General features: G+C 59.7%; 25 protein-coding genes and 1 pseudogene. 9 read left to right on the forward strand and 17 right to left on the reverse strand.

The genetic code is table 11. From position 1 onward, the window contains the following. Positions 1 to 312, reverse strand: a pseudogene (locus tag ACH2ED_RS00815) (DUF1501 domain-containing protein); the annotation flags it as partial. A gap of 47 nt (positions 313 to 359) precedes the next feature. On the opposite strand from ACH2ED_RS00815, the gene ACH2ED_RS00820 reads away from it, so the two are divergent. Both ACH2ED_RS00820 and ACH2ED_RS00825 read left to right on the forward strand, forming a co-directional pair. Further along, positions 360 to 1127, forward strand: a complete 768-nt coding sequence (locus tag ACH2ED_RS00820) for a glycosyltransferase family 2 protein (RefSeq protein ID WP_395088269.1) — start codon at positions 360 to 362, stop codon at positions 1125 to 1127. 36 nt (positions 1128 to 1163) lie between these two features. Then, complete coding sequence (locus ACH2ED_RS00825) at positions 1164 to 1796, forward strand: hypothetical protein (protein WP_395088270.1); 633 nt, start codon at positions 1164 to 1166, stop codon at positions 1794 to 1796. Between the two features lie 7 nt (positions 1797 to 1803). On the opposite strand, the gene ACH2ED_RS00830 is transcribed toward ACH2ED_RS00825, so the two are convergent. The 7 genes from ACH2ED_RS00830 to ACH2ED_RS00860 are packed head-to-tail and all read right to left on the reverse strand — an operon-like array spanning position 1804 to position 6043. Further along, positions 1804 to 2655 (reverse strand): hypothetical protein, encoded by an 852-nt coding sequence (locus tag ACH2ED_RS00830; protein ID WP_395088272.1) that lies wholly within the window; start codon positions 2653 to 2655, stop codon positions 1804 to 1806. A 2-nt stretch (positions 2656 to 2657) separates the two neighbouring features. Next, positions 2658 to 2999: a hypothetical protein gene (locus ACH2ED_RS00835; protein ID WP_395088273.1), complete on the reverse strand. Its 342-nt coding sequence runs from the start codon at positions 2997 to 2999 to the stop codon at positions 2658 to 2660. A 1-nt stretch (position 3000) separates the two neighbouring features. After that, positions 3001 to 3321, reverse strand: a complete 321-nt coding sequence (locus ACH2ED_RS00840) for a hypothetical protein (protein WP_395088275.1) — start codon at positions 3319 to 3321, stop codon at positions 3001 to 3003. A 4-nt stretch (positions 3322 to 3325) separates the two neighbouring features. Next, positions 3326 to 4057, reverse strand: coding sequence for a 1-(5-phosphoribosyl)-5-[(5-phosphoribosylamino)methylideneamino]imidazole-4-carboxamide isomerase (gene hisA / locus ACH2ED_RS00845; protein ID WP_395088277.1), 732 nt, complete (start codon positions 4055 to 4057; stop codon positions 3326 to 3328). Positions 4058 to 4068: 11 nt separating this feature from the next. Next, entirely contained in the window at positions 4069 to 4662 is a 594-nt protein-coding gene (hisH, locus tag ACH2ED_RS00850) for an imidazole glycerol phosphate synthase subunit HisH (protein WP_395088279.1), read from the reverse strand. A gap of 11 nt (positions 4663 to 4673) precedes the next feature. Beyond that, complete coding sequence (gene hisB, locus ACH2ED_RS00855) at positions 4674 to 5267, reverse strand: imidazoleglycerol-phosphate dehydratase HisB (protein WP_395088280.1); 594 nt, start codon at positions 5265 to 5267, stop codon at positions 4674 to 4676. Beyond that, positions 5264 to 6043, reverse strand: coding sequence for a phytanoyl-CoA dioxygenase family protein (locus tag ACH2ED_RS00860; RefSeq protein ID WP_395088282.1), 780 nt, complete (start codon positions 6041 to 6043; stop codon positions 5264 to 5266). The genes hisB and ACH2ED_RS00860 overlap by 4 nt, the downstream gene beginning before the upstream one ends. A 53-nt stretch (positions 6044 to 6096) precedes the next feature. Between ACH2ED_RS00860 and ACH2ED_RS00865 the strand changes: the two genes are divergently transcribed. Further along, positions 6097 to 7080, forward strand: coding sequence for a hypothetical protein (locus ACH2ED_RS00865; protein ID WP_395088284.1), 984 nt, complete (start codon positions 6097 to 6099; stop codon positions 7078 to 7080). A gap of 8 nt (positions 7081 to 7088) precedes the next feature. Further along, on the forward strand, positions 7089 to 7646 hold the full coding sequence (gene hpt, locus ACH2ED_RS00870; protein WP_395088286.1) for a hypoxanthine phosphoribosyltransferase: 558 nt from the start codon (positions 7089 to 7091) through the stop codon (positions 7644 to 7646). Between the two features lie 5 nt (positions 7647 to 7651). On the opposite strand, the gene ACH2ED_RS00875 is transcribed toward hpt, so the two are convergent. After that, positions 7652 to 8974 (reverse strand): aldehyde dehydrogenase family protein, encoded by a 1323-nt coding sequence (locus ACH2ED_RS00875; protein WP_395088288.1) that lies wholly within the window; start codon positions 8972 to 8974, stop codon positions 7652 to 7654. 38 nt (positions 8975 to 9012) lie between these two features. Here ACH2ED_RS00875 and ACH2ED_RS00880 point away from each other — a divergent pair, with 38 nt between their 5' ends. The 3 genes from ACH2ED_RS00880 to ACH2ED_RS00890 all read left to right on the forward strand — a co-directional run bounded on the left by ACH2ED_RS00880 (position 9013) and on the right by ACH2ED_RS00890 (position 11945). Then, positions 9013 to 9243, forward strand: coding sequence for a hypothetical protein (locus ACH2ED_RS00880; RefSeq protein ID WP_395088290.1), 231 nt, complete (start codon positions 9013 to 9015; stop codon positions 9241 to 9243). Between the two features lie 31 nt (positions 9244 to 9274). Beyond that, on the forward strand, positions 9275 to 9502 hold the full coding sequence (locus ACH2ED_RS00885) for a hypothetical protein (protein WP_395088292.1): 228 nt from the start codon (positions 9275 to 9277) through the stop codon (positions 9500 to 9502). 109 nt (positions 9503 to 9611) lie between these two features. Next, entirely contained in the window at positions 9612 to 11945 is a 2334-nt protein-coding gene (locus ACH2ED_RS00890; RefSeq protein ID WP_395088294.1) for an ATPase, T2SS/T4P/T4SS family, read from the forward strand. A 2-nt stretch (positions 11946 to 11947) separates the two neighbouring features. Here the strand turns inward: ACH2ED_RS00890 and ACH2ED_RS00895 are convergent, their stop codons facing one another. Together ACH2ED_RS00895 and ACH2ED_RS00900 are read right to left on the reverse strand one after the other, a co-directional pair. Next, entirely contained in the window at positions 11948 to 13234 is a 1287-nt protein-coding gene (locus tag ACH2ED_RS00895) for a GspE/PulE family protein (protein ID WP_395088296.1), read from the reverse strand. A 58-nt stretch (positions 13235 to 13292) separates the two neighbouring features. Then, a complete protein-coding gene (locus tag ACH2ED_RS00900; RefSeq protein ID WP_395088298.1) occupies positions 13293 to 13820 on the reverse strand; it encodes a hypothetical protein in 528 nt (175 codons plus the stop codon). Between the two features lie 31 nt (positions 13821 to 13851). Here ACH2ED_RS00900 and ACH2ED_RS00905 point away from each other — a divergent pair, with 31 nt between their 5' ends. Then, a complete protein-coding gene (locus ACH2ED_RS00905; protein WP_395088300.1) occupies positions 13852 to 14874 on the forward strand; it encodes a serine hydrolase domain-containing protein in 1023 nt (340 codons plus the stop codon). 3 nt (positions 14875 to 14877) lie between these two features. On the opposite strand, the gene ACH2ED_RS00910 is transcribed toward ACH2ED_RS00905, so the two are convergent. Together ACH2ED_RS00910 and ACH2ED_RS00915 are read right to left on the reverse strand one after the other, a co-directional pair. Further along, on the reverse strand, positions 14878 to 16593 hold the full coding sequence (locus ACH2ED_RS00910) for a hypothetical protein (RefSeq protein WP_395088301.1): 1716 nt from the start codon (positions 16591 to 16593) through the stop codon (positions 14878 to 14880). A 31-nt stretch (positions 16594 to 16624) separates the two neighbouring features. After that, the gene (locus tag ACH2ED_RS00915) at positions 16625 to 17191 is read right to left on the reverse strand and encodes a hypothetical protein (protein ID WP_395088303.1); all 567 of its coding nucleotides are present in this window, start codon (positions 17189 to 17191) and stop codon (positions 16625 to 16627) included. A 218-nt stretch (positions 17192 to 17409) separates the two neighbouring features. On the opposite strand from ACH2ED_RS00915, the gene ACH2ED_RS00920 reads away from it, so the two are divergent. Further along, positions 17410 to 17757: a hypothetical protein gene (locus ACH2ED_RS00920; protein WP_395088305.1), complete on the forward strand. Its 348-nt coding sequence runs from the start codon at positions 17410 to 17412 to the stop codon at positions 17755 to 17757. Here ACH2ED_RS00920 and ACH2ED_RS00925 read toward each other — a convergent pair whose 3' ends face one another. From ACH2ED_RS00925 to ACH2ED_RS00940, 4 genes are all read right to left on the reverse strand, one after another. Then, positions 17758 to 19134: an HD-GYP domain-containing protein gene (locus tag ACH2ED_RS00925; protein ID WP_395088307.1), complete on the reverse strand. Its 1377-nt coding sequence runs from the start codon at positions 19132 to 19134 to the stop codon at positions 17758 to 17760. It lies immediately after the preceding gene. Positions 19135 to 19390: 256 nt separating this feature from the next. Next, the gene (gene ilvD / locus ACH2ED_RS00930) at positions 19391 to 21058 is read right to left on the reverse strand and encodes a dihydroxy-acid dehydratase (RefSeq protein ID WP_395088326.1); all 1668 of its coding nucleotides are present in this window, start codon (positions 21056 to 21058) and stop codon (positions 19391 to 19393) included. An 82-nt stretch (positions 21059 to 21140) separates the two neighbouring features. Continuing rightward, complete coding sequence (locus tag ACH2ED_RS00935) at positions 21141 to 21848, reverse strand: hypothetical protein (RefSeq protein WP_395088309.1); 708 nt, start codon at positions 21846 to 21848, stop codon at positions 21141 to 21143. Positions 21849 to 22053: 205 nt separating this feature from the next. Continuing rightward, positions 22054 to 23664 (reverse strand): type I restriction-modification system subunit M, encoded by a 1611-nt coding sequence (locus ACH2ED_RS00940; protein ID WP_395088310.1) that lies wholly within the window; start codon positions 23662 to 23664, stop codon positions 22054 to 22056. Positions 23665 to 23698 lie beyond the last annotated feature (34 nt).

A 23698-nucleotide genomic window follows, 5' to 3' on the forward strand; every position in this document is an offset into this window, starting at 1 on the left:
TAAGTCCGTGATCAGTGCCCAAGAAGCTCTATCGCACTCGACGGCGGCCTGTGTGATGGCGTTCTTGACGCCGCCGTGGTGATCCCAGCCGCGGTGGTAGAGCTGGATAAAGCGCACGCCGCGCTCGGCTAATCTTCGGGCGAGCAGGCAGTTGCTTGCAAACGTGCCGTCGCCAGGCTTTTTCACGCCGTAGAGATCCAGTGTCGCCTGGGTCTCGTTTCCCATCTCAGTCAGCTCCGGCACCGACGCTTGCATTTTAAAAGCTAGCTCGTACTGCACAATGCGTGTGGCGATCTCCGGGACTGCATTGTCCCCTCGAACCACGGGAACAATAGGAACAAAGCGAGCCGAGGCACGGTATGATAGGTACAATGGTCGCTGATGCCCTGGCTCCTCCTAAATCCACTGAGCGGGCGCTCGCTGTGAGCGCTCCTTCGTACTTACTCTCGGTCGCAATCCCTGTTTATAATGAGAAGAACACTCTCCTACAGATTCTAGAGCGTATCCGCGCCGTGCCCGTGCCCATGGAAATTATCCTCGTGGATGACGGGAGCACCGACGGCACCCGTGAGCTGCTTCAGAGCGAAGTCGAGGGGATGTGGGAGAATGTGCGAGTGCTCTACCACCCTCAGAACAAGGGCAAGGGCGCGGCGATTGTGACAGCGATTGGAGCCGCAACGGGCGATTATTTAATTGTTCAAGACGCCGACTTAGAGTACAACCCGGAGGACTATCCCCGTCTACTCGCACCGCTTCTCTCTGGTCAGGCCCAGGTGGTCTATGGCTCGCGCTTTGCGGGGAAAATCGAAAATATGCAGCCCGCCAACCGTCTGGCAAACTTTCTTTTAACCACCACAGCCAATCTTCTCTTTCCGAGCGCACACCTCACCGACGAGGCGACTTGCTACAAAATGTTCAGAATGGATGTCCTACGGCAGTTTTCCCTCCACTCCCAGCGCTTTGACTTCTGCCCCGAAGTGACCGCAAAAGTGCTCAAGCGGGGCATCAAGATCCACGAGCTTCCCATCGAGTACCGGGCGCGTACGCTCGCCCAGGGCAAGAAGATTCGTCCGTCGGATTTCCTACAGGCTATCGGAACCCTGCTCAAGTACCGCTTCTCCGGCTAATTGCCAGTGCGCGTCGGCATGCTACAATAGAACACGATGAATCTTCTACTTGTCGCTCTATGCCTTCTTACCCCGCAAGAAGCGCCTTCCTCCCAACAAAAGCCGCCTAAACCCGACCTAGCAAAGACCGTGCTGGTGGTTCAGGAACAGATTGCGGATCTGGGGCTGCTTCAGGCGCTCGTGCCCCTCAGGCTGACCTCGCCTCAGATTGAGAAGCTCCTTCCCGTCTTGAAAAAAGCGAGGGAGCGCGCCATGGAGTTAAACCGCCAAGACGACGAGGCGCTTGCACAGCTTGCTCCCGAAGTCGCCAAGGCGCGGGCGCAGACCATTGCCGAGAGTGCGTTCCCCGACTCCATCGAGAAACGCGTCGGGGAGACACAGCGCCTCTCCGCCGCGCGCCGCATGGAAGCGACCCGCAAGACCGTGGCTGAGCTGGTAGAGTTCGTTCGCGAGCTACTCACCGAGAGCCAGCGGAGTCAGATCGAGCGCCAGAGTGAGAAACTCTACGGTGGCAAGCGCGTGCCCAAGGAGTACGCCAAAGATCCCAGTAAGGCGCCCAAGACCGTCGTTCAGGATCTAGCGATCGCCGCCTACACTGAGCGGGTGCTGCTCTTTGATCGCGCCATCACGCTTTTGGATCTGATCAAAGCCGCCGCCAAGCCAGAGTGAGCTGGGTTCAGGCCCCCGGTAAGGACGGAAACGACGCCAGTTCGACGCGGCAGAGCTCGCGCTGCTCGTTGCCAATCAGCAGGGTCTGATGATCTAAAAAACAGAGCGCCTCGCACTGCTTGGCCCCCTGAAACACTTGCCGCTTGACGGGCTTGCTCAAAAGCTTTTCGCCAACCCCGCTCAGCTCGAAGAGCCAGACAGAGGCGACGGGTAAGTGGGTCAGTACCGCCAGTGTCTTGCCATCCGGGGAACAATCCGCCGCAGTCACCCAGCCCCCGAGCTGCGTGTGGCTATCAAGACGAGTGAGCGTATTGACTTTCTTCAGGTCTTCGCGGTCCAGCCGGTAGAGCACGGTACTGTCTGAGGGAAAAAACGGCGAGCCTGCCAGCCGGTTCTTTGTGAGCACGTGAAGCTTGCCGCGAAAAACAAAGAGGGCTTCACAGTCGTAGCGCCACTCGGTTTTCTTGGGGGGGAACTCGGTTTGATCGGGGTAGGCCACGCGGATTTTTTGCGCCTTCACCCGGGAGTTTTTCGACTCCGGCTCGGTGAGCTTGTAGATACAGAGGTCGTTGCGCTTATTGCCATTGTTGCCCATGTCGGCAACATAGAGTGTCTTGTCGTCGAGCGCGATATCTTCCCAGTCTTTATTGGCTGCGCCCTCGACCTCGACCTCGGCAACAAAGCTCCCATCGGCATGGATCGCAAAGAGGCGCGAGTGATCCCCACTGTCATTGTGCGCCCAGAGAATCCCCGGATGCCGCCGACTCGCCGCGAGCCCACTCAGCTCCGAGAGCGCCTCTTTGCGGATAGTTCCCGTGGGTATCCACTTGCGCTTTGGAGGATCTTTGGGCTCCTGCATCGCTAGCGCCCCGCCGTCAGCTTCTGCGCATCGTCGGTCGTCTGGTAGCTCTGCGAAATCTGGCGCTCCTCCACACGCTTCAGGCGCTCCTCCACACCATCTAGGATCGCATCGAAAGACAGATCGAACTTGGTGGTAGTGTCACGCAGTGCCAGAACTTGTTCCTTGAGCGCACTGAGTTCCGCCCGAAGCTCATCACTCATCTGAACCGTACTTCCCTCGCCTTGCTTCCGGGCACGAATCTTCTCCAGCTCTTGTTTATGCCAGGAGGCAATTCCCACGAGCGAGATGATCCCAAGAAAGACAATCAGGACAATGAGTATCGCAACAGCTCCATCTGGCATACTATTGCTCCGTTCGTAGGCGTGCGAGCGGATCGCTGGCGGCAGTGGTTGTGTAGGCACGCGTCTCGATGCGATCCACGCGCTCTTCCATTCGGGTCAGCGCGGTATCGAAGGACATGTCGTAGCGCATGGTCGTGTCTCGCAACTGGCGTACTTCCTGGCGCAGCTCCTCAATGGCGGCTTGTGTGGCAAGATCCACCGAGCTGCCCCGTGGCGGCCCCTTGATCTCCGCCATCTTCACCCGGTGCTTCAGGATGGCATTGAAGCCCGCAAACCCAAAAATGACAAAAAAGATGAACGAAAATGTCTCGCCTGGTCCCATAAATCTATCCTCGCGCCACACGCAGTGCATCGGCTAGCGACAGCCGCCCCGCGTAGAGTGCTTTGCCGATTATGACAGCTTCTACGCCTCTTTGTTGCACCGCTGTGAGCTGTTCAATATCCGCAATCCCAGCGACCCCACCCGACGCGATCACGGGCAGACCGACGGCCTCCGCGAGCGCCGCTGTCGCCTCCACGTTGACGCCTTCCAGCATGCCGTCACGCGCGATATCGGTAAAGAGAAAGCGCCGCGCCCCCAGAGCCGCCATGCGCTTGCAAAACTCTTCGACCCGCTCGCCCGTGGTCTCTTTCCAGCCGTGGGTCGCCACAAACCCTTCGCTGGCATCGGCCCCGACAATCACCTGCTCGCCGTATTTTTCCAGAATCGCCGCAATCGCCTCCGGGTTGCCCGCCGCGCTCGTTCCTACAATCGCCCGGCTCGCCCCCAGTGCCAGCATTGCCGCCACTTTCTCGGGCGTGCGCAAGCCCCCGCCCACTTGTACGGGAATGCGCACCGCCGCCAGAATTGCCTTGATAACCGGATGGTTCGTCGCCTCGCCAGTCTTTGCGCCGTCTAAGTCCACGATATGCAACCGTGTCGCCCCCGCCTGCTCAAAACCAAGCGCCGTCGCCACGGGATCGTCGGCCACTTTCTCGCTCGTCCTAAAATCGCCTTTTCGCAGACGAACCGCCTGCCCGCCAAACAGATCAATGGCGGGAATAATCTCAAAACCCATTCCGATTCCTCTCAAAGCCGCGCGAAGTTGTCGAGAATCTTCAGCCCGATCTTGCCCGATTTCTCAGGGTGGAACTGAACACCAAAGATGTTGCCAAGGGAAACCGCGGAGCAGTAGGTCAGCGTGAACTCAGTCTGGGCGGCGACGACACTTTGATCTTCCGGGGCGCAGTAGAAGCTGTGGACGAAGTAGACCATCGCGCCGGGCTCTAGACTCACCATGAGTGGACTTTCTTTGGGAAACGTCAGCGCATTCCAGCCGATCTGCGGGATTTTGATACCCGGCGCAGCGGGGAAGCGCTGGACGCGGCCAGGGATCAGGCCAAGACCGGGGTGCTCGCCCATCTCCTCGCTGGCATCAAAAAGGAGCTGCATTCCGACACAGATGCCTAAAAATGGCTTGCCTGAGTGCGCCGCATCGAGCGCGACTTGCTCTAGGCCACGCTCGCGCAGGGTCTTCTCCGCTGCGCCAAACGCCCCGACACCAGGAAGGATGACTTTATCGGCGGCGGCGATCTCGCTCGGATCGCTGGTAACTTTGATGGCGTGCCCCAGATGCTCGAAGGCTTTCTCCACGGAGCGCAGGTTGCCCACACCATAGTCCATCAGCGCGATCACTAGAGCACGCCTTTGGTGGAGGGAATTCCCGTGACTCTGTCATCCAGCGCGATGGCCTGACGCAGCGCTCGCCCGAAGGCTTTGAAGGCCGCCTCGGCGATATGATGCGCGTTCTTGCCGGTGAGTTGGCGAATGTGAAGATTTAGCCCCGCCTCACGAGCGACGGCGTGAAAGAATTCTTCTACGAGCTCGACGGCAAAGCTGCCGATGCGCGTGTCGGGGAACTCTAAGGCGATATGCGCCCCGCCGCGCCCGGAGAAGTCTAAGGCGCAGAGCACCAGAGACTCGTCCATCGGGACGGTCGCATCGCCGTAGCGCGTCATGCCTTTTTTATCGCCGACGGCGGCTTTCAGCGCCTGCCCGAGGCAGATTCCCACATCCTCGACCGTGTGGTGATCGTCAATGTGCAAATCGCCCTTGGCGCTAATGGCTAAGTTCAGCAGGCCATGCCGTGCGACATGGGTGAGCATGTGGTCAAAGAAGCCGACGCCGGTTGCAAGCTGGCTGGAGCCGTCGCCGTCTAGGTTGACGGAGAGCGTGATCTCAGTCTCGGAGGTCTGGCGAGAAAGAGAAGCGGTGCGCGGTGTACTCATACGGTAGGCAGTATATCAAGCACCAAGCTCCCCTGCCGCTCTCGCCAGGCGGCTTTTGCCTCGCGTACATCGAAGAAGTGTTCCTCAGCGAAGAGCGACTCGTGGCCTAGGTTCTCGCGGGCGGCGGCGAGAATCTCGCGCCACTGGGCACTGTGGTACGACGGCCACTTGATCCCCGCTTGGCAGTACGACGCATCGGCGAAGTAGCGCACCCGATCCTCGCCACCGGGCTTGGCGCGGCGGGCGTGCCAGAGTGCGGAGTAGACTAGGACGGCACTTCCCGGCGGCAGGTCATCTACCACGATCTCGCCGGGGAGGACTTGCTGCCCCAGATGCCCGAGCGCTCCGTTGGCGATCACGGTTTTTTGCGTGCGCGGTAGCACCACCAAGTCGCCCACTTCGCCGTTGAGGCCATTGAAGTAGTAGAACATGTGTACCATGATATGACTGCGGTTGGTCTGCGGCTCCTGCTCATAGTCTTGGTGCCAGTTCGATCCCGGTGTGCCCGCGCCCTGGCGACTCGCATGCAGGTGGTGAAAAGCAAATCCCGGCCCCATCACCTGCTCAACAATACTCAGGGTCTTTGGGTGAACAATAAGCTTACCCAGATGAGGGAGCTGGCAAAGATAAGGAGAGGGCTCTTTGGCCTCGCGCTGGGCCTGGACAACATCCATATCGGCTTTATAGCCAACCAGCTCATCGTCGGTGAAGTAGCGGGGAAATACCAAAAACCCCTGGTCGTGAAACATCGCCTGTTGTTCGTCGGTGAGCATCATAATGAAAATTATACCTCTCACGGGGTTTAAAATACGGTACACTGATGGGCGAAATGAAGGTGCAAAATCTCGTTGTCATTGGTCTGGCGCTCGCGTTGGCCGGAGTGGCTCATGCGGAGCGGTTTATCTTCCAGCGAGGCAGTGCACTCTATAGTGCCAGCCGCGATGGAAAAGAGTCGCGCAAGTTGCTCGACATCAGTGCGGGGGCTGGAGTTCTCTGGGCGGCTTCCCCCGATGGCCGCCGGATTGTCTGGGCAAAGACCACTTCCAAGGAGAGCGAGGGTAGCCTTGCCGCGCGCCCCCTCACTCTCTACCTGACAGACATCACGGGGCGGCGACAAAAGCGCCTTCTGAGCACCGATAGCCTGACAGATCGGCAAGGGCACAAAGTCACCGAGGTAGGCGAAACAATTCTCAGTGGCCCGAGCACGACCCTTGCGGACTGGAGCTCCGTTTCCCTTTCCTGGAGCGCCGACGGGCGGACGCTCTACCTGGGCTGCACCCGCGTGGGCGCGGCGGCGGGCGTGATGACGGTGACTCTGGATGCGCAGGTGGGCACGGCCCTGGTGGACTCTGAAGGACGCTGGAAGTGTCTGGGGCCTGTCACCCAGCCCGATGCACGCTCCACCTATCTCGCTGCGGTCTCGATTGGGCGTGAGAGTGGCGTGGCTCCCCTGATGATCTGCAACCTCGCGGTCGGCAATGCCTGGACTCCGGTTCCGCCCCTGGGAGGAACGCCGGTCTACGGTGCTGCGCTCTGGCCTGCACTGGCCCCCAATGGCAAGAGTGTCGTTTTTGCATCGGTGCCGCGTGGCCTCTGGCTCGCGGAAGGCCCGGGCCTCCAAACCCGACGGTTAATTAACGGAGAGGTCGCCCGTCCTCGATTCAGTGAGGATGGCAAGACGGTGCTGTTCCTCTCGCCACGCCCCACCACTGCCGATAAAATCGCGTATGACCTCTACGAGCTGCCCCTCGGCGGCACTACCCCTAAAGTGGTGCTCAGCGATGTGGACTGGTTTGATTTGGTCGCAGACTGAGGAGAAACATGCACCCTGATATCGAGACAATTCGCATTACCGAAGAAGAAATCGCTACGCGGGTGAGCGCCCTGGGCGCACAGATCACCCGCGATTACGAGGGCAAGGATCTGATTATGATCGGTGTCCTGACGGGCTCGACACTCTTCATGGCCGATCTGGTGCGGCGCATCACGATTCCGCTCTCCTTTGACTTTGTCGCCGTGGGCTCGTACGGCTCCGGGAGCAAGACAAGTGGGGTAGTGAAGATCCTCAAGGACCTGGACGAGCCTGTGGAGAGCCGCCATGTCTTGGTTGTGGAGGATGTGCTCAGCCCGGCGATGTCACGTCGGCTTTCCTACTTGCTAGAGCTACTCAGCTCCCGCAAGTGCGCCTCGATCCGCGTCTGCACGCTTCTGGACAAGCCCGTTCGCCGCCGCGCACTGGGAATCGAGCTGGAGCCTGATTACTGTGGCTTCGTGGTGGAGGAAGAGTACGTGGTCGGCTACGGCATGGACTATCTAGGCCGCTACCGCTCGCTACCCTACATCGGCACCCTCAAGCCCGTCATCTACGGCGGGGGATAAGCTCTCTAAAGCACGAGTACCCTCGGGCTGGTGTACTCGTCCATTGTCCAGCGAATCCCTTCGCGACCCACGCCGGAGTCTCCCTCACCGCCGTAGGGCATAGCGTCGCTCCGGAATGTCGGGACATCGTTGATAATCACGCCGCCCATATTGAGCGAGTTATGAGCCTGCATAATGCGGCGAATATCGTGCGTGAAGACCCCCGCTTGCAGGCCGTAGCGGCTCGCGTTGATCCGCGCGATACCCGCTTCGAAGCTGTCAACCGGCTCCACAACCACCACCGGGCCAAAGACTTCCTCGCAAACAATAGGCTGGTCTGTAGGAACACCCGTTAGAATACTCGGAGCCAGAAACGCACCGTCGCGCGGGCCGTGGAGGAGCAGGGTTGCGCCTGCGGCCTTGGCCTGCTGAGTCCACTGTTCCACTCGAATCGCGGCGGCTTGCGTGATCAGTGGCCCCAGATCAGTCGTTTCGTCGGCAGGATCGCCCAGCCGAAGCGCACGCACTTTCTCTACCAGCGCCTCGCAGAACGCCGCAAAGAGCGCCTTGTGCACAAAGATGCGCTGCACGGAGATACAGACCTGCCCGGAGTAGGTAAACCCGCCGACCGTGCAGCGCGCGGCAGCGTGGACACTATCGGCGTCCTCGGTGAGCAGCACGGCGGCGTTTCCCCCAAGTTCCAGCGTCACCCGCTTCTTCGTGGCCCGCTGCTTCAGTGCCCAGCCGACGGTATCCGATCCGGTGAACGAGAAAACGGGCAGCCTTGGATCGGCGGCGAGTAGGTGCCCGATCTCTTGCGGCGTCTCGGGCGTGAGCACAGCAAACGCCGCTTCGGGCCAGCCAGACTCTCGCACAAGTGTCTGAAGTTTGAGCGCGATCTGCGGCGTTTTTTCCGCAGGCTTGAGCACCACGGGCGCACCGACGGCGATAGCGGGAGCAAGCTTGTGGGCCACAAGATTGAGCGGAAAGTTAAATGGTGTCACGGCGGCCACAGGTCCAAGCGGGAAGCGGCGCACCAGCCCGAGCTTGCCCACTGCCGCTGCGCTCAGATCGAGCGGCAGCAGCTCCCCTCCGAAGCGCCGAGCCTCATCGGCGGCGAGGGAGAATGTCAGGCAGGCGCGATCCACTTCCACCCGGGCATCACGGATCGGCTTCTTAGCCTCGTCGCAGAGAAGCTGTGCGAACGCCTCGCGCTGCTCCCGCAAGCCCTGGGAAACCGCAGTCAGAATAGCATGACGCTCGTAGGAGGCGAGTGTGCGGGTGCTCTCAAAGCTGATAGCGGCGGCAGTGATTGCCATTTCTGCCTCGTGCAACGTGGTGAATTTCATCGTCTTAGGATACCGTAAAATCGGTGGTATCCTGAGATATGCAAACCGTACTTCTCGCGCTTCTCATGCTGGCACAAACCGAAACGCCCATGCCTAAGCCACTGCGCCTGCCTGTCTACGGACTCAATGCGGGAACGTATCTGCCGACAAGTGCCGCTGTCCGTGCCCGCTTTGGGGAGAACTGGTTCAGCTTCTCCCCCGGGCTGGGGCCGGTTCTGCCCCTCCCCTTTCCCGGACTCTCCCCCGACTTTTCCCTCGCCACGCATTAGGCTCACCGTACCCGAGGGTAAGCCCTTGCGCTTGCCAGAGCTGCTACCCTACGCGGGAGTGGGTGTAGGGGGAGTCTATGCCAATATGCGCAGTGAGGCAGACCGTGTCAACGGAAGCGGCTTCGCTCCCAGTGCGAGTGTCTATGCAGGCACAAGTATCGGGCTCAATAGTTTTTTCGAGGCGCGCTGGCGCAGTGTCGGTAGAGTACAGGGCTTCGATCTCTCAGGGCTGGATCTCAGTGCGGGAATTCGTTTCTAGCCGCAGCCGCTGGTTTTTCTGGGGAGATCTTGGCTGCTATAAGATAAATGACAGTGCAAGAGAGTTAAGAATTATGGCAAGGTTACCGATATTGTAGAAGTAATATTCCATGAAAATTCTAGCTGTTGAAGAAGATGCCCTCTCTGCCCTCCTGCTGCACGAGGCACTGGAGCGCCAAGGCCATCAGGCAACTATCGTTCGTGATGGTGAGGCGGCCTGGGAGCAGCTCACTCAAGGAAGCAACTCACGTGGCGAGACCCGCACTCAGTCCGTCTATAATGTGCTCATCACACGCTGGAACGCTCCCAAAGTCAATGGGCTGGACATTTGCCGCCGGATCCGACATCCGGACATCGGAATCGAGAATCTTCCGGTTCTGATGGCAATGGATAGCGACACACCCGAGAACCGTCAGCGCTCTCTTGAGGCGGGTGCCGTTAGCTGTGTGCGCTACCCACTGGATGTGGAGGAAATTCGGACGGCTCTCCAGGACTTCTCCACACTCCCTCCCGCCGAAAAGATCCATAACTTCGCCACCGCCCCCGCGGAAGCACTGGCACTGGCTCGGGTCGGTGGCTCCACTCTCGCGGAAACCAACGGGACGACACTCACGACGAGCAGCCCTCCCATTCCCGCAACAGGTGCTGGCCTCCCCGCGGTCCTTCCCTCCACTGGGACACTCGGTGCCAAGGAGCGCCTGGGGGAGATTCTGATCACGCGCGGCCTGATCAGCCACGGACAGCTTGCGCAGGCACTGGAGATTCAGAGCCTCACTCGGGAGCGGCTCGGCTCAATTCTCGTGAGCAAGGGCTGGGTCAACGAGCAGGACATCACGGCAGCGCACAGCCGCCAGATAGACATGACCTTTGTCAATGTGGAGAGCGAGAGTATCTATGAAGATGGCATCGCACACATTCCACGGGAGCAGGCACTCGCCCTACTGGTGCTGCCGTTGGAGCCCTCCGACGATGATGCCTATCTTTCAGATCCCCCGATTCGCGCCGCAGTCGCCAATCCCTGGAATACTCCCGCAATTGATCTGGTTCAGGCACGCACCAAGCGCCGTGTCAAGGCGGTTCTGGCAGAGAGCACCGCCCTTAAACGCGCCATTGAGCTGGCCTACCAGACCAGCAGTCGCTCCTACGAGAAAACTCAGCTTAGCCGCTCCCTGGAAGCGACACTGACGATCCTCAACGACGACGCGACTCTCTCCCCCGCTGAGACCCGTCGCCTTGCCGAAGATGCCGACAATATCGCCACGATGGACGACCCTAACGATGCGCCCATCGTCAAGTTTGTCAATACGATCCTGATTGAGGCAGTGCGCCGGCGCGCTTCTGATGTCCATATTGAGCCCTACAAGAAAGACTTTCAGGTTCGCTACCGCATTGATGGGCATCTCAACGTGATGCATGTCTTGCCCAAGACCTCGTTTGCTGCGCTTTCCTCACGCATCAAGATTCTCAGTGATCTGGATATCGCGGAGCGCCGCTTGCCCCAGGACGGCCGTATCAACTTGAGTATTGATGGGCGAACAATACAGTTCCGTGTCTCGACCCTGCCGAATCTCTACGGGGAGCGGGTCGTGCTCCGTGTGCTCGACGGGGGCGCGACCCAAAAAAATGTCGAGCAACTGGAGTTCTCCAAGCCCAATCTTGAGGCGTTTCACTCCCTCATCAAGCGCCCCTACGGCATTATTCTCGTGACGGGGCCAACGGGCTCCGGCAAGACCACCACGCTCTACGCCGCGCTCAATGCTGTCAAGGATCCCGCCACCAATATCATGACGTGTGAAGATCCCGTGGAGTATGAGATGGATCGGATCAGCCAGAGTATGGTCAACCCCAAGGCGGGCCTCACCTTCGCATCACAGCTTCGCGCAATTCTGCGCCAGGATCCGGATGTCGTTCTGGTAGGGGAGATCCGCGATGGTGAAACGGCGGAGATCGCTTTCAAGGCCGCGATGACAGGGCACCTGGTGCTCTCGACCCTGCACTGCAACTCAGCGGCGGGTGCCTCTATGCGCCTGATGGACATGGGCGTGGAGCCGTTCCTGATCGCCTCGGGCCTCATTGGTGCTCTGGCCCAGCGCCTCTCCCGGCGCCTCTGTACCAACTGCCGTACCTACGCTCCCCCCACCCCGGAGCAACAGACACTGCTAAATCTCATGTACGGTGCCCCTCTCCCGGTGAAAGCAATTGGCCAGCCGGGAGCCTGTGTGCGCTGCAATAACACGGGAACAGCGGGCCGCCTGGGGATCCATGAGCTCATGGTAATGTCTGAGCCGATCCAGCAGCTTATTATGAAACGTGCCACCACCGCAGTGATCCAGAATGAAGCGATGCGTCAGGGCATGATCCCCATGATCGGCGACGGCCTGGGAAAAGTCATCGCGGGCATGGCGCTTCTGGACGATATCGAGAAAAAAGTATTCGCAGGCTAGCCCTATCCTGCTGCCCCTAGTGCCGTTAGCCCACTCCCGGCGATCTGCGCGGGCGGTGCAGGCGGCTGCCAGTTCTTGTCCTCATCGTCCTCCGCTTTTAAGTAGACCTGACGCATGACATCCTCGGCGCTGGTCAAACCTGCCCGGATCTTATTGATGGCGTCCTCACGAATCGGCACCATTCCGGCCTCGATGGAGGCGCGACGCAGGATACTACTAGGGGCTTTATCAATGATCAGACGGGAGAATTTTTCATCCACCGTCACCACCTCGTGCACCCCGATGCGGCCCTTGTAGCCCGTCCCCTCACACTCAGTGCACCCGGCGGGCTGCCAGATCAAGTCCGTATCGGAGATTCCCAGGAGTGCGGCCTGGCGCACAGTGGGCGGTGCTTGGCGACGGCAGCGGATACAGAGACGGCGCACGAGGCGCTGTGCGGCCATTCCGACAAGCCCCGAGGCGATCAGGAACGGAGGAACGCCCATATCAATCAAACGGGTCACCGAGGTTGGGGCATCATTGGAGTGGAGCGTCGAGAGCACCAAGTGCCCTGTCATTGCGGCGCGGAAGGCAATCTCCGCTGTCTCTTGATCGCGCATCTCCCCCACCAGAATAATATCGGGATCCTGCCGCAGAATCGCGCGAAGCTGCCGGGCAAATGTCAGCCCGACCTTCTCATTGACGGCGCTCTGGTTGACGCCGTCCATATTGACCTCAACCGGGTCTTCACACGTCACGATATTGGTGCGCTTGTCGCGCAGCACGTTGAGCGCCGAGTAGAGCGTGGTCGTCTTACCGGAGCCCGTTGGCCCTGTCACGAGCACCAGCCCTAGCGGTTGACGAATCAGCTCCTCGAAGGTCTCCTGGTTATGCGGGGAGAAGTCCAGTCCCTGCAAAGGCCGCACGGACATGGAGCGGTCCAGAAGCCGCATGACGATCTTCTCCCCATAGAGCACCGGGAGCGACGAGATACGCAGGTCGAAGGACTTACCGGGCATCGTGATAGCAATACGGCCGTCTTGTGGCAAGCGCTTCTCGTTAATATCAAGATCCGCGAGCACTTTGATGCGCACCCCAATCGGGTCCTGAAGATCCTTGGGGAGCTCTCTCCAGAGCTGCAACACGCCGTCCACACGCAGGCGCACCTCAAGACAGTTGGCGCGCGGCTCGATATGGATATCACTGGCACCTAAACGGACGGCATCGTTGACCATCGCGTTGACCATCTGAACGGCGGGTCCCTGAATGGCGGGGGAAGCGCCCCCCGGCCCGGATCCTGGCATACTCATAAATCGTTACTCTCCTGGCACGCAGATTCGCCACCAAGAGAGAGAAATCCTGCCCGGCTTAGCCCCGCTTGCCGAACTCGTAGGCGGGGTCTACTTCGTCGTTGCCAGTGGGCGGCGGGACAGTGACTTCGCTCTTGTAGTCTGGCTTTGGCGACACTTTTTCGAGTTCCACATCCATCGTGTGTGCCAGCTCGGTCAGCTTGGTGGGATCGGGAGTCTCGCCCAGAGTGGAGAGCGTCGGGATCAGGGCATCGAGCGCGGCGGTGTTGGCCGCTTTGACCTGCTGCGCCACAGTTAGATGCACGGCGATAGTCTTGAGATGCGTATTGGCGATCCCGTAGTTACGCGCCGCGATTGCCTCCAGCGTTCGATCCAGCAAGCGGCGGGCTTCAAGCTGATGGAGCAGAGCGATGTCTGACTGCCGCGCGAGCTCCGAGGCACGCAGACTGCGCCGAATAATCTTAAGGTCTTGCGTCAGATTCTGAAGTTTCTTGGTCTGGGAGCGCATCCCGCTACCGTACGCAATCCCAAGGATAAAGAGTGTTCCTGTGATTAAAATCGTCCACTGTATCTTGTTGAACTTCATAATGAAGTCATCGTACCGTACAATAACCACCATGGAAAGAGCAAGAGTGTTGTTGCTGCGAGGGATCGAACAGGGCGCGATGCCCGGAGCCGTGGTCTGTGTGCGCCGCCGGGGAGAGACTCTCTGGCACGAGGCGCTGGGAACGACGGAAGGTGCCACGTCCACCACACCCACCACACTCTATGATCTTGCCAGTATCACCAAGCCCCTCGCGATGGCCTCCAGTATCTGCGCACTGGTCGAGCGCGGCGAGCTGCTCCTGAGCGCTCCCGTGACTGGCTTTCTCCCCGAGGCAGAGCTTCTCAAAGACGCCACGGTGCACCACTTGCTCACCCATACCTCGGGGCTTCCGGCTTGGATCGCGTGCTACAAAGACGAAGGCAGTGGCCTCGATGCCGCCGTCCGTGCCATTTTGAAGCTCTCTCTGCGCGGCGCCCCTGGCACGCACTACGAGTACTCCTGCCTGAATTACATCCTACTCGCCAAGATTCTGGAGACGGTCACCGGCACGACGCTCGATAAATTTGTCACCGAAAATGTCTTCGCACCGCTTGGCCTGATAGATCTCACGTTTCATCCCGACCCGGCCCGCTGCGCCCCGACAATCTCCCAGGAAGGCTCTCGCTCTGGTGAAGTGCTCGGTGGAATCGTCCACGATGGCAACGCACGGGCTATTTGCGCCGAAGGAAACTCGGTCGCGGGTAATGCCGGGCTCTTTGGCACCGCTGACGCCGTGGCCCGTTTCGGCGAGGCCATTCTCCATGGCGGCCTTTTTGGCCTGTCCACGCGCCAGCGCTGGCTCACCCCGCAGTCCACGCCGCCGGGACACACCCTGGCGTTCTTCTGCAGGCCCAATCTCCTCACCCCTACCGGCGAGCTTCTCTCCGACGAGGCCGTGGGCCACAGTGGCTTTACGGGCACTGCGCTCGTCATTGCCCCCGAATCCGGCTGCGTGATCTCGCTGCTCACCAATGCCGTCTATTTAGACAACAGCAAGACCGAGTTTTTGCCAATGCGCCGCCGCTTCTTCAACGCCATCGCCGGGGCGCTGTAGCCTCTATTTCTCTCCAAAGAACACCCGCTCGTCTTGCAGACACGCCCGAAGATCCGCACGAAGCCGGGCTTCTTGCGTTACCGTTGTCTGCACTTGCCAGGCATAAACAAGCGTCAGCACCAGTGCCACGGGTAGGGCGCAGCGCCCCAGCCCTCGCGCCACCCCAAATGTCACCGGGATGCGCTTCACTCGGCTAATAATAGCGAGCAGCGGCGTGAGAGCGAGCAGCGGGATGAGAGTCGGCAACGCGAAGAAGACGCGGTAGCTGGCCTCACTCCAAAGCACTTGCCACCAGGGAATCGGGTCGGACTCCCCTTGTGCGTAGCAGCCCTCACACATAATCCAGTGGCTGAAAAAGGCCTGAACCGTCTCGTGCGTGCCCCACATCGCCAAGACGCCGATCAATAAAATCTGCCCTGCCCCGATCAGAGTCGCCAGTGTCAGCCCGGCTTCTTGCCAACCCTTGCCGCGCTTCGTGCTCCGCCACACCTGCCAGAGTGCAAACGCCCCGACCAGCCACGAGGCGACCAGCAAGCCCTTCACAAGCCAGACCTGCTCCTCGCTCAGTCCCGCCCGCCAGCTCAAGAGCGGCACCACTCCCAGTGCAATCCAGAGCCCGAAGCGAACACCGGGCCGGGCGGACTTGCCTCGGCTCAGTTTCGCGAGTAAAGCAAAAAAGGCCCCCAGGAGGAGAGTCGCCAGCAGAGCGGACAGCAATTGCAGCCCCACTTGCCACTGTTCCGCCAACGGGTAGAAGCTATCCAAGGGGTACGTGCGTTTTCCAAGCTGCGCCTTGACGGCATCGTTGCGTGCAAATACGCTTGCCAGCGCCACTGCTTCCTCTGCTCCCCAGAGCTTTCTGTGCGCCACAAGCTGATCACCGCGTCGGGCGCAATTCGTTTCCGCTGATGTCCCCGTGTAGATTTTAGGAAGCTCACCACCCGGTCGAGCCGCTGCAATCTGCGTGATCGCGCTCCCGACATGCGTTGATACCGCCAGGTTGCCCTGTTCTCGCATTCCCTCCCCGAGGGCTCGCAGGTCGTGGCGGATCGTCAGCCCCGCCGCTAAGTCGCCCGCCCGCTCTTTCTTTGCCGCTAGCGCCGTCGCGACGCGCGTCAGAGCACGAAGCGGGGCAAGATGTGGCAGGATCAGGCTGTTTGCCACCTGCACATCGGCGAGAGCCGTGTGGTCTCCCTGGGCACGATCCAATTGGTTCTGACGCACGAGCATCTCTTCGCGGGTGTAGTCGTCCCAGCGTGGGCACTGTGCCGCCTGGTGGAGTGCGGCCAGTGCGGCGGCATCGCTGTGGGCCATGAGCAAGGCGACGGCACGCAGAGCGGGGAAGAAGGCGTTGCCGGGGTCACCCTGCGCTCCCTGGTCTGCCAGCTCCAGAGCCTCGTACAGGGAAAACGCCTGGGGTAGCGTCGCGGTGGTGCTTGCCCGGTGCCGAGGATCCAGGAATCGCTCCTCCTCGTCGCGGCGTAACCGCAGCTTTTCTTCGCAGAGCTTGCGTAGCTTTCGAGCACTCTCTCCGGGCGCACTCAGAGGGGGCGGGTCTTTGGGTCCCGCCAGCGACTCGACCAGCGCTTCGCCACGCCCACCCCATGCGGCTTGTGCCTGCTGACGCACCAGCCAGCCCGTTTTTGGAGCCAGAGAGATGCAACCTAAGAGTAGTACGCTTGCCCCTAAACAGAGATAGCCTCGCAAAACCGTTTTCATGTAACTCTAAACGCAGAACAGGCGGTGCTGGTTACGGGCGGGCAGTGAGCATCAGAAAAATCGAGCAGAGGAGTGAGAGACTAAAGGCGGCGGGAAGTGAGAGCGTGGCCAAGCCCGTGAGAATGCTCACCGGGGCTTTTTTGCCCTGCTGCCGCCCTTTTAAGCTCAGCGCCAGCATCGCAATCGCCATCGGGAAGAGTAAGATCACGCCACTGAGCGCCCCCTCAATCCGTCGCCCCCCGATCAGTTGCGCCGCACCAGCCCCCCACCAAGCCGCCCCACCAACCAGAGCGAGCAACAGCATTACTTGGACACGGGCCTTGGGAACCTCGGTTCCCCAGAAACGCGGATTGGCGAGGACGATACCTGCGATGCTCCCACAAAATAGGGTCGCCAGGAGTGCCACCAGCGACCAGGTTGCCAGCAGCAGCAGAGGCCAGGAGCTCACACTCCCTTCTGCTCGCACCACAGGCAGGGGCTGCCAGAGCGCCGCCGCGACAATCCCCCGGAGCAGGCCGCGCAGAAGCCAACCTGTTTGAGGCAGGAAAAATAAGACACTTAGTATGCCGATTGCTAGCCCGATTCCGAGTTTTCTCATGGATATCACCACTAGAAAAGATCGGAGTAAGCGTATTTTACACAACCGAGTCAAACTACCAGAGTTTACGGTGAAGCTTTTGGTTCGCCGCCCGGTCTTACTGGCTAACTATGTACCGAGCCGGTCTTTTTTTGTTCCTTGCCCTCTGCCTGAGTGGCTGTAGCAGCGTCTCGAGCGGGTACCGCATTCTGCCCCTCAACGAGGAAACCATCGTTCGAGTGGGTGAAAAAGCCCGTCTTGCCGGTGATGAGCGTACGGAGCTGAAGGTGACGGAGATCAAAGACGACTCGCGGTGCCCGATCAATGTGACCTGTGTCTGGGCGGGCACGGCCTTTGCGACTGTGGTGCTACGGGACGCTCCCGTGGATTTCCCCACGACCGCCGAAGCGCGCCTCCCCGAGACAAAGACCGTGGAGCTAAATAAGACGGAGGAAACCGTTGCCTCAGGTGCTCGCCCCCGCTACCAGCTCACCTTCGTGCATCTCAGCCCCGATAAGCTCGCTCCACAAAAGATCGCGCAGGGTGACTACCGTATCACCCTGCGCATTCACAAAGTTAGTCCGTAATCACGCCGCTTTCGCTCTCGGCCAAGTGGCTCCCTTGAGGGCGTCTATACAGTCTCCATCCAAAGTCTTCCCACTCTCTTTCTGAAGAATGGCAAGCGCCTCATCTTGAGACATCCCCGCACGATAAGGACGATCTGCCGTCAGCGCATCCCAGATATCCGCGACGGCTAAGACACGCTGCGAGAGGTCGAGCTGCTCTGCTCGAAGACCACATCCGTAGCCACTTCCATCTAGCTTCTCATGGTGCGTTGCAGCAATCTGACGAATACGCTCCAGTGTAGGAAGCCCTGCAAGAATCCTACTTGTTGCCTCTGGGTGCCGACGGATAACTTCCCACTCGTCCCCGGTAAGTCGTCCAGGCTTCTCTAGGATCAGATTTGAGACACCAAGCTTGCCAAGGTCATGTAAGAGCCCTGCACGATAAAGCTCCGCCTGCTGTGACATAGAGAACCCCATGTTGCTACCAAGCTGGCGCGCATACTCCGCAACACGCCGGGAGTGATCAGCAGTAAAGGGCGACTTCGCATCCACCACACCAGCAAAGGCATGGCAAATGCCCTCAAGGTCCGCTGGTGAGATGCGATATCTCAGTGTGCCGGTGGTACGCTCCTCTAGTGCTTCACGAGGGCGCATTTTCAGATCGCTCCATAGATGCTCATCAGCGTCTAGTGAGAAAAGTGCCTTGACGAGGTCAGGGTCAAACCACGTCTTACGACGGCTCTTCGCAACCGCAAGTGCTCGATCTTTACCAAAGTGCATGTAGAAAACCGTGACCGTCTGAGCAAGGCAAGCGATACGGGCTAGCAAAGGGATTGCCTGCTTTTTTCGCCCATGAGGAAAGCCAAAACCGTTCCAGTGCTCGTCTAGGTTATAAACCGTTTCTGCCACCTGATCTCCTAGCCCAAGTGCCCGGATAATCTCCGCACCACGCTCGCAACGGATCAATGTCAGGCGATCCATCAGCTTACCCGGTGTGCAGGTAATCTGAGTGAGTTTTTTTAGCCTTTCTGTAAAGAGCAGATGAGGTGCAGTATGGTTCAGAACGTAGCGAAAGCCTTCCAACATGCTACACCAGTTACAAAACTTCGCGTCCTGCTTGGCCACAATATCATCTCCCCCAAATGTCTCAAACATACGCGCTGCATTTGAAGAACACCCTGCATCTTTGAGAAGCATTGCAAGATGTAGGTCATTTTTTTGTTCATCTGTCAGTCCGATGACATCCGCGATCCGCAGTGCAATCAGACAGGCGCAAACACTATGGCCCATTGTCTGCCCTTCGGTGAGGTCAAGAGCCCGTGAGAGTGCCGCGAGGAGAGGCCCTAGGGTAAGATGCGAGGCAGATGGCTCTTCTGCCACAATATGAAGAGAGTGCATACAGGTAAATTATCGGCACATCACTTTATAGACAAGATGGTCTGTCGCCGCACTGGCGCGGGCCATAATGCGGCTTCCCCAATACCGCAATCAGTATATCAAGCTCAGTCGAGCGCACCGGCCATTACGGGGGGCCCTATTCCCCATTCAGCGGGTCTTACTCAGAGGTGTGCATCGGGCGCTGGTATGCCAGCAAAGCAAACGGCTCACCTGCTAACACTCTGTAAAGTAGATAACGCAGGCAGGCCATTTCCGGCTAATCCGTGACGGCACCAACGCTCGCCGTGCTCACAAGCTTGGCGTACTTTGCCAGCACGCCGCGGGTGTAGCGTGGGGCGGGGGGCTGCCAGGCGGCGCGGCGCTTCTCGAGTTCCTCCTCGTCTACGTTGAGTGTCAGGCTCAGTGTGATGGCGTCTATCGTGATGCTGTCGCCCTCCTCAACTAAACCGATAGTTCCACCGACGGCGGCTTCAGGGGCGACATGGCCGACCACTAAGCCATAGGTGCCGCCAGAGAAGCGACCATCGGTGATGAGGCAGACGGAATCACCAAGGCCCGCGCCGATAATCGCGGAAGTCGGAGCGAGCATCTCGCGCATGCCAGGGCCACCCTTGGGGCCTTCGTAGCGAATCACTAAGACATCGCCGGGGTTAATTTTACCGTCGAGAATGGCTGTGAGTGTCTCTTCCTCGCTCTCAAAGACCCGCGCAGGACCGGTGAGTACCGGTGATTTCACGCCCGTGATCTTCGCGACACAACCCTCGGTCGCCAGATTGCCGCGTAGGATCGCCAGATGGCCCTGCTTGTAGATCGGTGTCTCAAAGGGCCGGATGATGTCCTGATCGGGGGGTGGCGCATCGGGGACGTTGGCGAGTGTCTCGGCAATGGTCTGGCCCGTGATCGTGAGACAGTCGCCGTGGAGCAGGCCCGCATTCAGGAGCATCTTCATTACTTGCGGCACGCCCCCGACATGGTGGAAGTCATTGGCGAGGTACTTGCCCGATGGCTTGAGGTCACAGAGCACGGGAACGCGCTTGCGAATCTCCTCGAAATCATCAATGGCAAGCGGCACCTCGGCGGCGTGGGCGATAGCGAGCAGGTGCAGCACGGCGTTGGTCGAGCCACCTGTCGCCATCACGACGGCAATCGCGTTCTCAAATGCCTTCCGGGTCATGATCTGACGCGGCAGGAGCTGTTTCTTGACCGCCTCCACCAGCACGCGGCCACTCTCAGCGGCACTCTCGGCTTTCTCTGGATCCACAGCGGCCATCGTCGAGCTGCCCCGCAGGCTCATTCCCATCGCCTCAATCGCGCTGCTCATGGTATTTGCCGTGTACATTCCGCCGCACGAGCCCGCGCCGGGAATCGCGTGGCACTCGATACCGCGCAGCTCTTCGTCGTCCATCTTGCTCGCCGCGTGCGCCCCGACGGCTTCAAACACGCTGACGATATTCAGATCACGACCGCGAAACTTCCCGGCCTTAATGGTTCCACCGTACACAAAGATGGAGGGGATATTCATTCGCGCGATCCCGATCATCGCGCCGGGCATGTTCTTGTCACAGCCGCCAATGGTCAGCACAGCGTCCATGCTCTGCGCCATCACCGCCGTCTCGATGCTATCGGCGATCACCTCGCGGCTGACCAGGCTGTACTTCATGCCCTCCGTGCCCATCGAGATGCCATCGCTCACGGTAATCGTCCCAAAAGTCTGCGGCATTCCCCCGGCTTCGCGGATCGCCGCCTCCGCTCTTTCCGCGAGCGGGCGAATCCCCATGTTGCAGGGCGTGATGGTCGAGTGCGCACTGGCAATCCCCACAATAGGCTTCTGGAAATCCCCATCGCCAAAACCGACGGCACGGAGCATGGAGCGGTTCGGGGCGCGCTGGACACCCTCAGTGATAATACGACTGCGCGAGTTCAGGGGCTTGTTTGGGTTCAAAGGCACGGTATAAAAAATCCTCCGTGGCTATTCTACCCCCTAACCCCCGCCCGGCGGGGGGATGCTATGCCTTTACGTCGAGCTTTTCCAGGAGCTGGGGCCGCTCGCGCAGGGCGATTCGTGCGAACTTGAGGTAGGTGGCGGCCCACTGATCCAGCGCGGCCCGTGCCTCGTTCTGTTGGGGAGTGAGGTCTTGCGCCCCGCCTTTAGCTCCCTCTTGCGCACTATCTGCCGCCTTGAGTGCGGTGATCTTGGCGTGCTCGCTGGTCAGCTTTGCCGCCGTGTAGCCGTGTGCCGCGAGAGCTGTTTTCACATCGTCGGGGCCGTTGGTGGCACCGTCGAAGAGCTTGTCGGCGGCGCGGAGGAACGTGGTGAGGCTACGGGGGGCATTTCCCTCTAGCCCGAGCGCGGTACGTCCATGCGAGCCAAGGGGGAAGAGTGCACGGCCTGCGGCGGCAAGGTCGGCGTGGGCGCGACGCCCCACTTTCTCGGTCTCTAAAAACGCCTCGGTACTTTGCTTCTGCGCCGCGCGGCTGAGCTGGGTCAGCCCGAGCTGTGTCTGCGTCGCCAGCAGCAGCGCCCGCCCCTCCGCCCGCTTTTGCACCGTGTATCCGAACGGCTCCACCAGCGCGATAATCTCGGGGCTACTCTCTGTACCGTCTAGCAATAGCTCTACGCGGCGTAGCTTACTCGCGATAGTCCGGTGCGTCATCTTCCGGGTCTTCGTCACGGTCGCCGGAACGTCCGGCGTGGTCTCTGTCGTCTCTGGCATACTCTTTTTCTCCTACTGCGTTGTTACAGAAACTCAGGGAGCACTCGACGGAAGGTTCTGCACACTCGACGGAACATTCCGTAAACTCCCCCAAAGCTCCTGCACTCTCTCTGACATAGGCGGCTCAGAAAGGTTGCATGGTCATTTTGTTTTGCCAGCCAACCCCCTAACCCCCGCCCGGCGGGGGGACAATAAGGACGTTTTTTTATTCTGGCAGAAGCGGGAGTCCAAGCTCTTTGAGGAAGCTGTTGTGCTTGCTGGTGGCTATCTGAATCTGCTCTTCTAGGGCGACGAGCTGGGCGTTTATCTCCGTGAGGTCAATTTCACCTTCTGCTTTGGCGGTGCTGATGTAGCGGGAGATATTCAGGTTGTAGCCATTGTTGGCTATTTCTTCCAGGGGGACACGGCGGGAGTAGCGGTCTTCTTCCTTGCGGTACTGGTAGGTATCCACGATCTTGCTGATGTGCTCAGTGGTGAGCTGGTTCTGGCGCTTGCCTTTCTCGAAGTGCTCGGCGGCGTTGATGATCAGCACGTCGTCGAACTTCTTGCACTTTTTCAGCACGAGGATACAGACGGGGATTCCGGTGGAGAAGAAGAGGTTGGCGGGCAGGCCGATTACGGTGTCTATGTGGTTGTCGCGAAGGAGCTTGGTGCGGATGCGCTCCTCTGCGCCGCCCCGGAACAGTACGCCGTGGGGCAGGATAATTGCCATGGTGCCCTCGTGCTTCAGGTAGTGGAAGCCGTGCAAAAGAAAGGCGAAGTCGGCGGCGGACTTGGGCGCGAGGCCGTAGTTCTTAAAGCGGACATCCTCGCCGATTGCCTCGGTGGGCTCCCAGCGGTAGCTAAACGGCGGATTGGCGACCACGGCATCGAACTGGGGCTTTTTAGCGGGGTTGGCTTCCTGGAGCAGATCCCAGTCGTTGGTGAGGGTGTCGCCGTGGAATATCGTAAACTCGGTGTCTTTGACCCCGTGGAGGAGCATGTTCATCCGGGCGAGGTTGTAGGTGGTGACGTTTTTCTCTTGCCCAAAGATCTTCCCGACTCCGTTTGCGCCGAGCTGCTTGCGGACATTGAGCAGGAGCGAGCCGGAGCCACAGGCGAGATCGAAGACACTCTCCAGGTGCTTTTTCTTGCCGGTGGCGGGGTCCTGGCTATCCAGCGTCACAATTTGGGAGAGGATGCTGGAAATCTGCTGGGGGGTGTAGAACTCGCCCGCTTTCTTGCCGGAACCGGCGGCGAACTGACCAATGAGGTACTCGTAGGCATCGCCGAGGGTATCGGTGTCGGTGGAGAACTGCGTCAGCCCGTCGTTGAGGCGGCGGATGACGCCGCAGAGCTTGTCGTTGCGCTCGCCGTAGTTCTTGCCGAGCTTCTCGGAGGCGAGGTTGATCTCCGAAAACAGGCCGTTGAACGCACTGGAGAAGGACTCTTCCTCGATGTACTTGAAGCCCTTTTGCAGGGTGTCGAGTAGCTCCCGATTGTCGGTGCGCGCCAGCTCGACAATGCCGCTCCAGAGGTACTCGGGCTTGATGACATAGTGCACCTTGCGGCGCAGCGCCTTCTCAAAGTCCTCGCGCTCGTAGGGGTTCTGCTTGTACCAGACCGCTAAGGGCGTGCGGTTGTCATCTTTCTCCAGCGCGGGGTAGTCGCCTCCCAGCTCTTTTTTAGCGGTGGCTTCGTAGTTGTCGGAGAGGTAGCGCAAAAAGAGAAACGAGAGCATGTAGTCGCGGAAGTCGTCGGCGTTCATCGCGCCCCGTAGCTGATCGGCGATAGCCCAGAGGGTGGTGCCCAGTTGCTTGCTTAGTTGTTCGTTCATGGTGTTATTACCCCCTAACCCCCGTCCGACGGGG

Origin of the sequence: Armatimonas sp., from assembly GCF_043757465.1 — a bacterium.
In the GTDB taxonomy this organism is placed as follows: domain Bacteria; phylum Armatimonadota; class Armatimonadia; order Armatimonadales; family Armatimonadaceae; genus Armatimonas.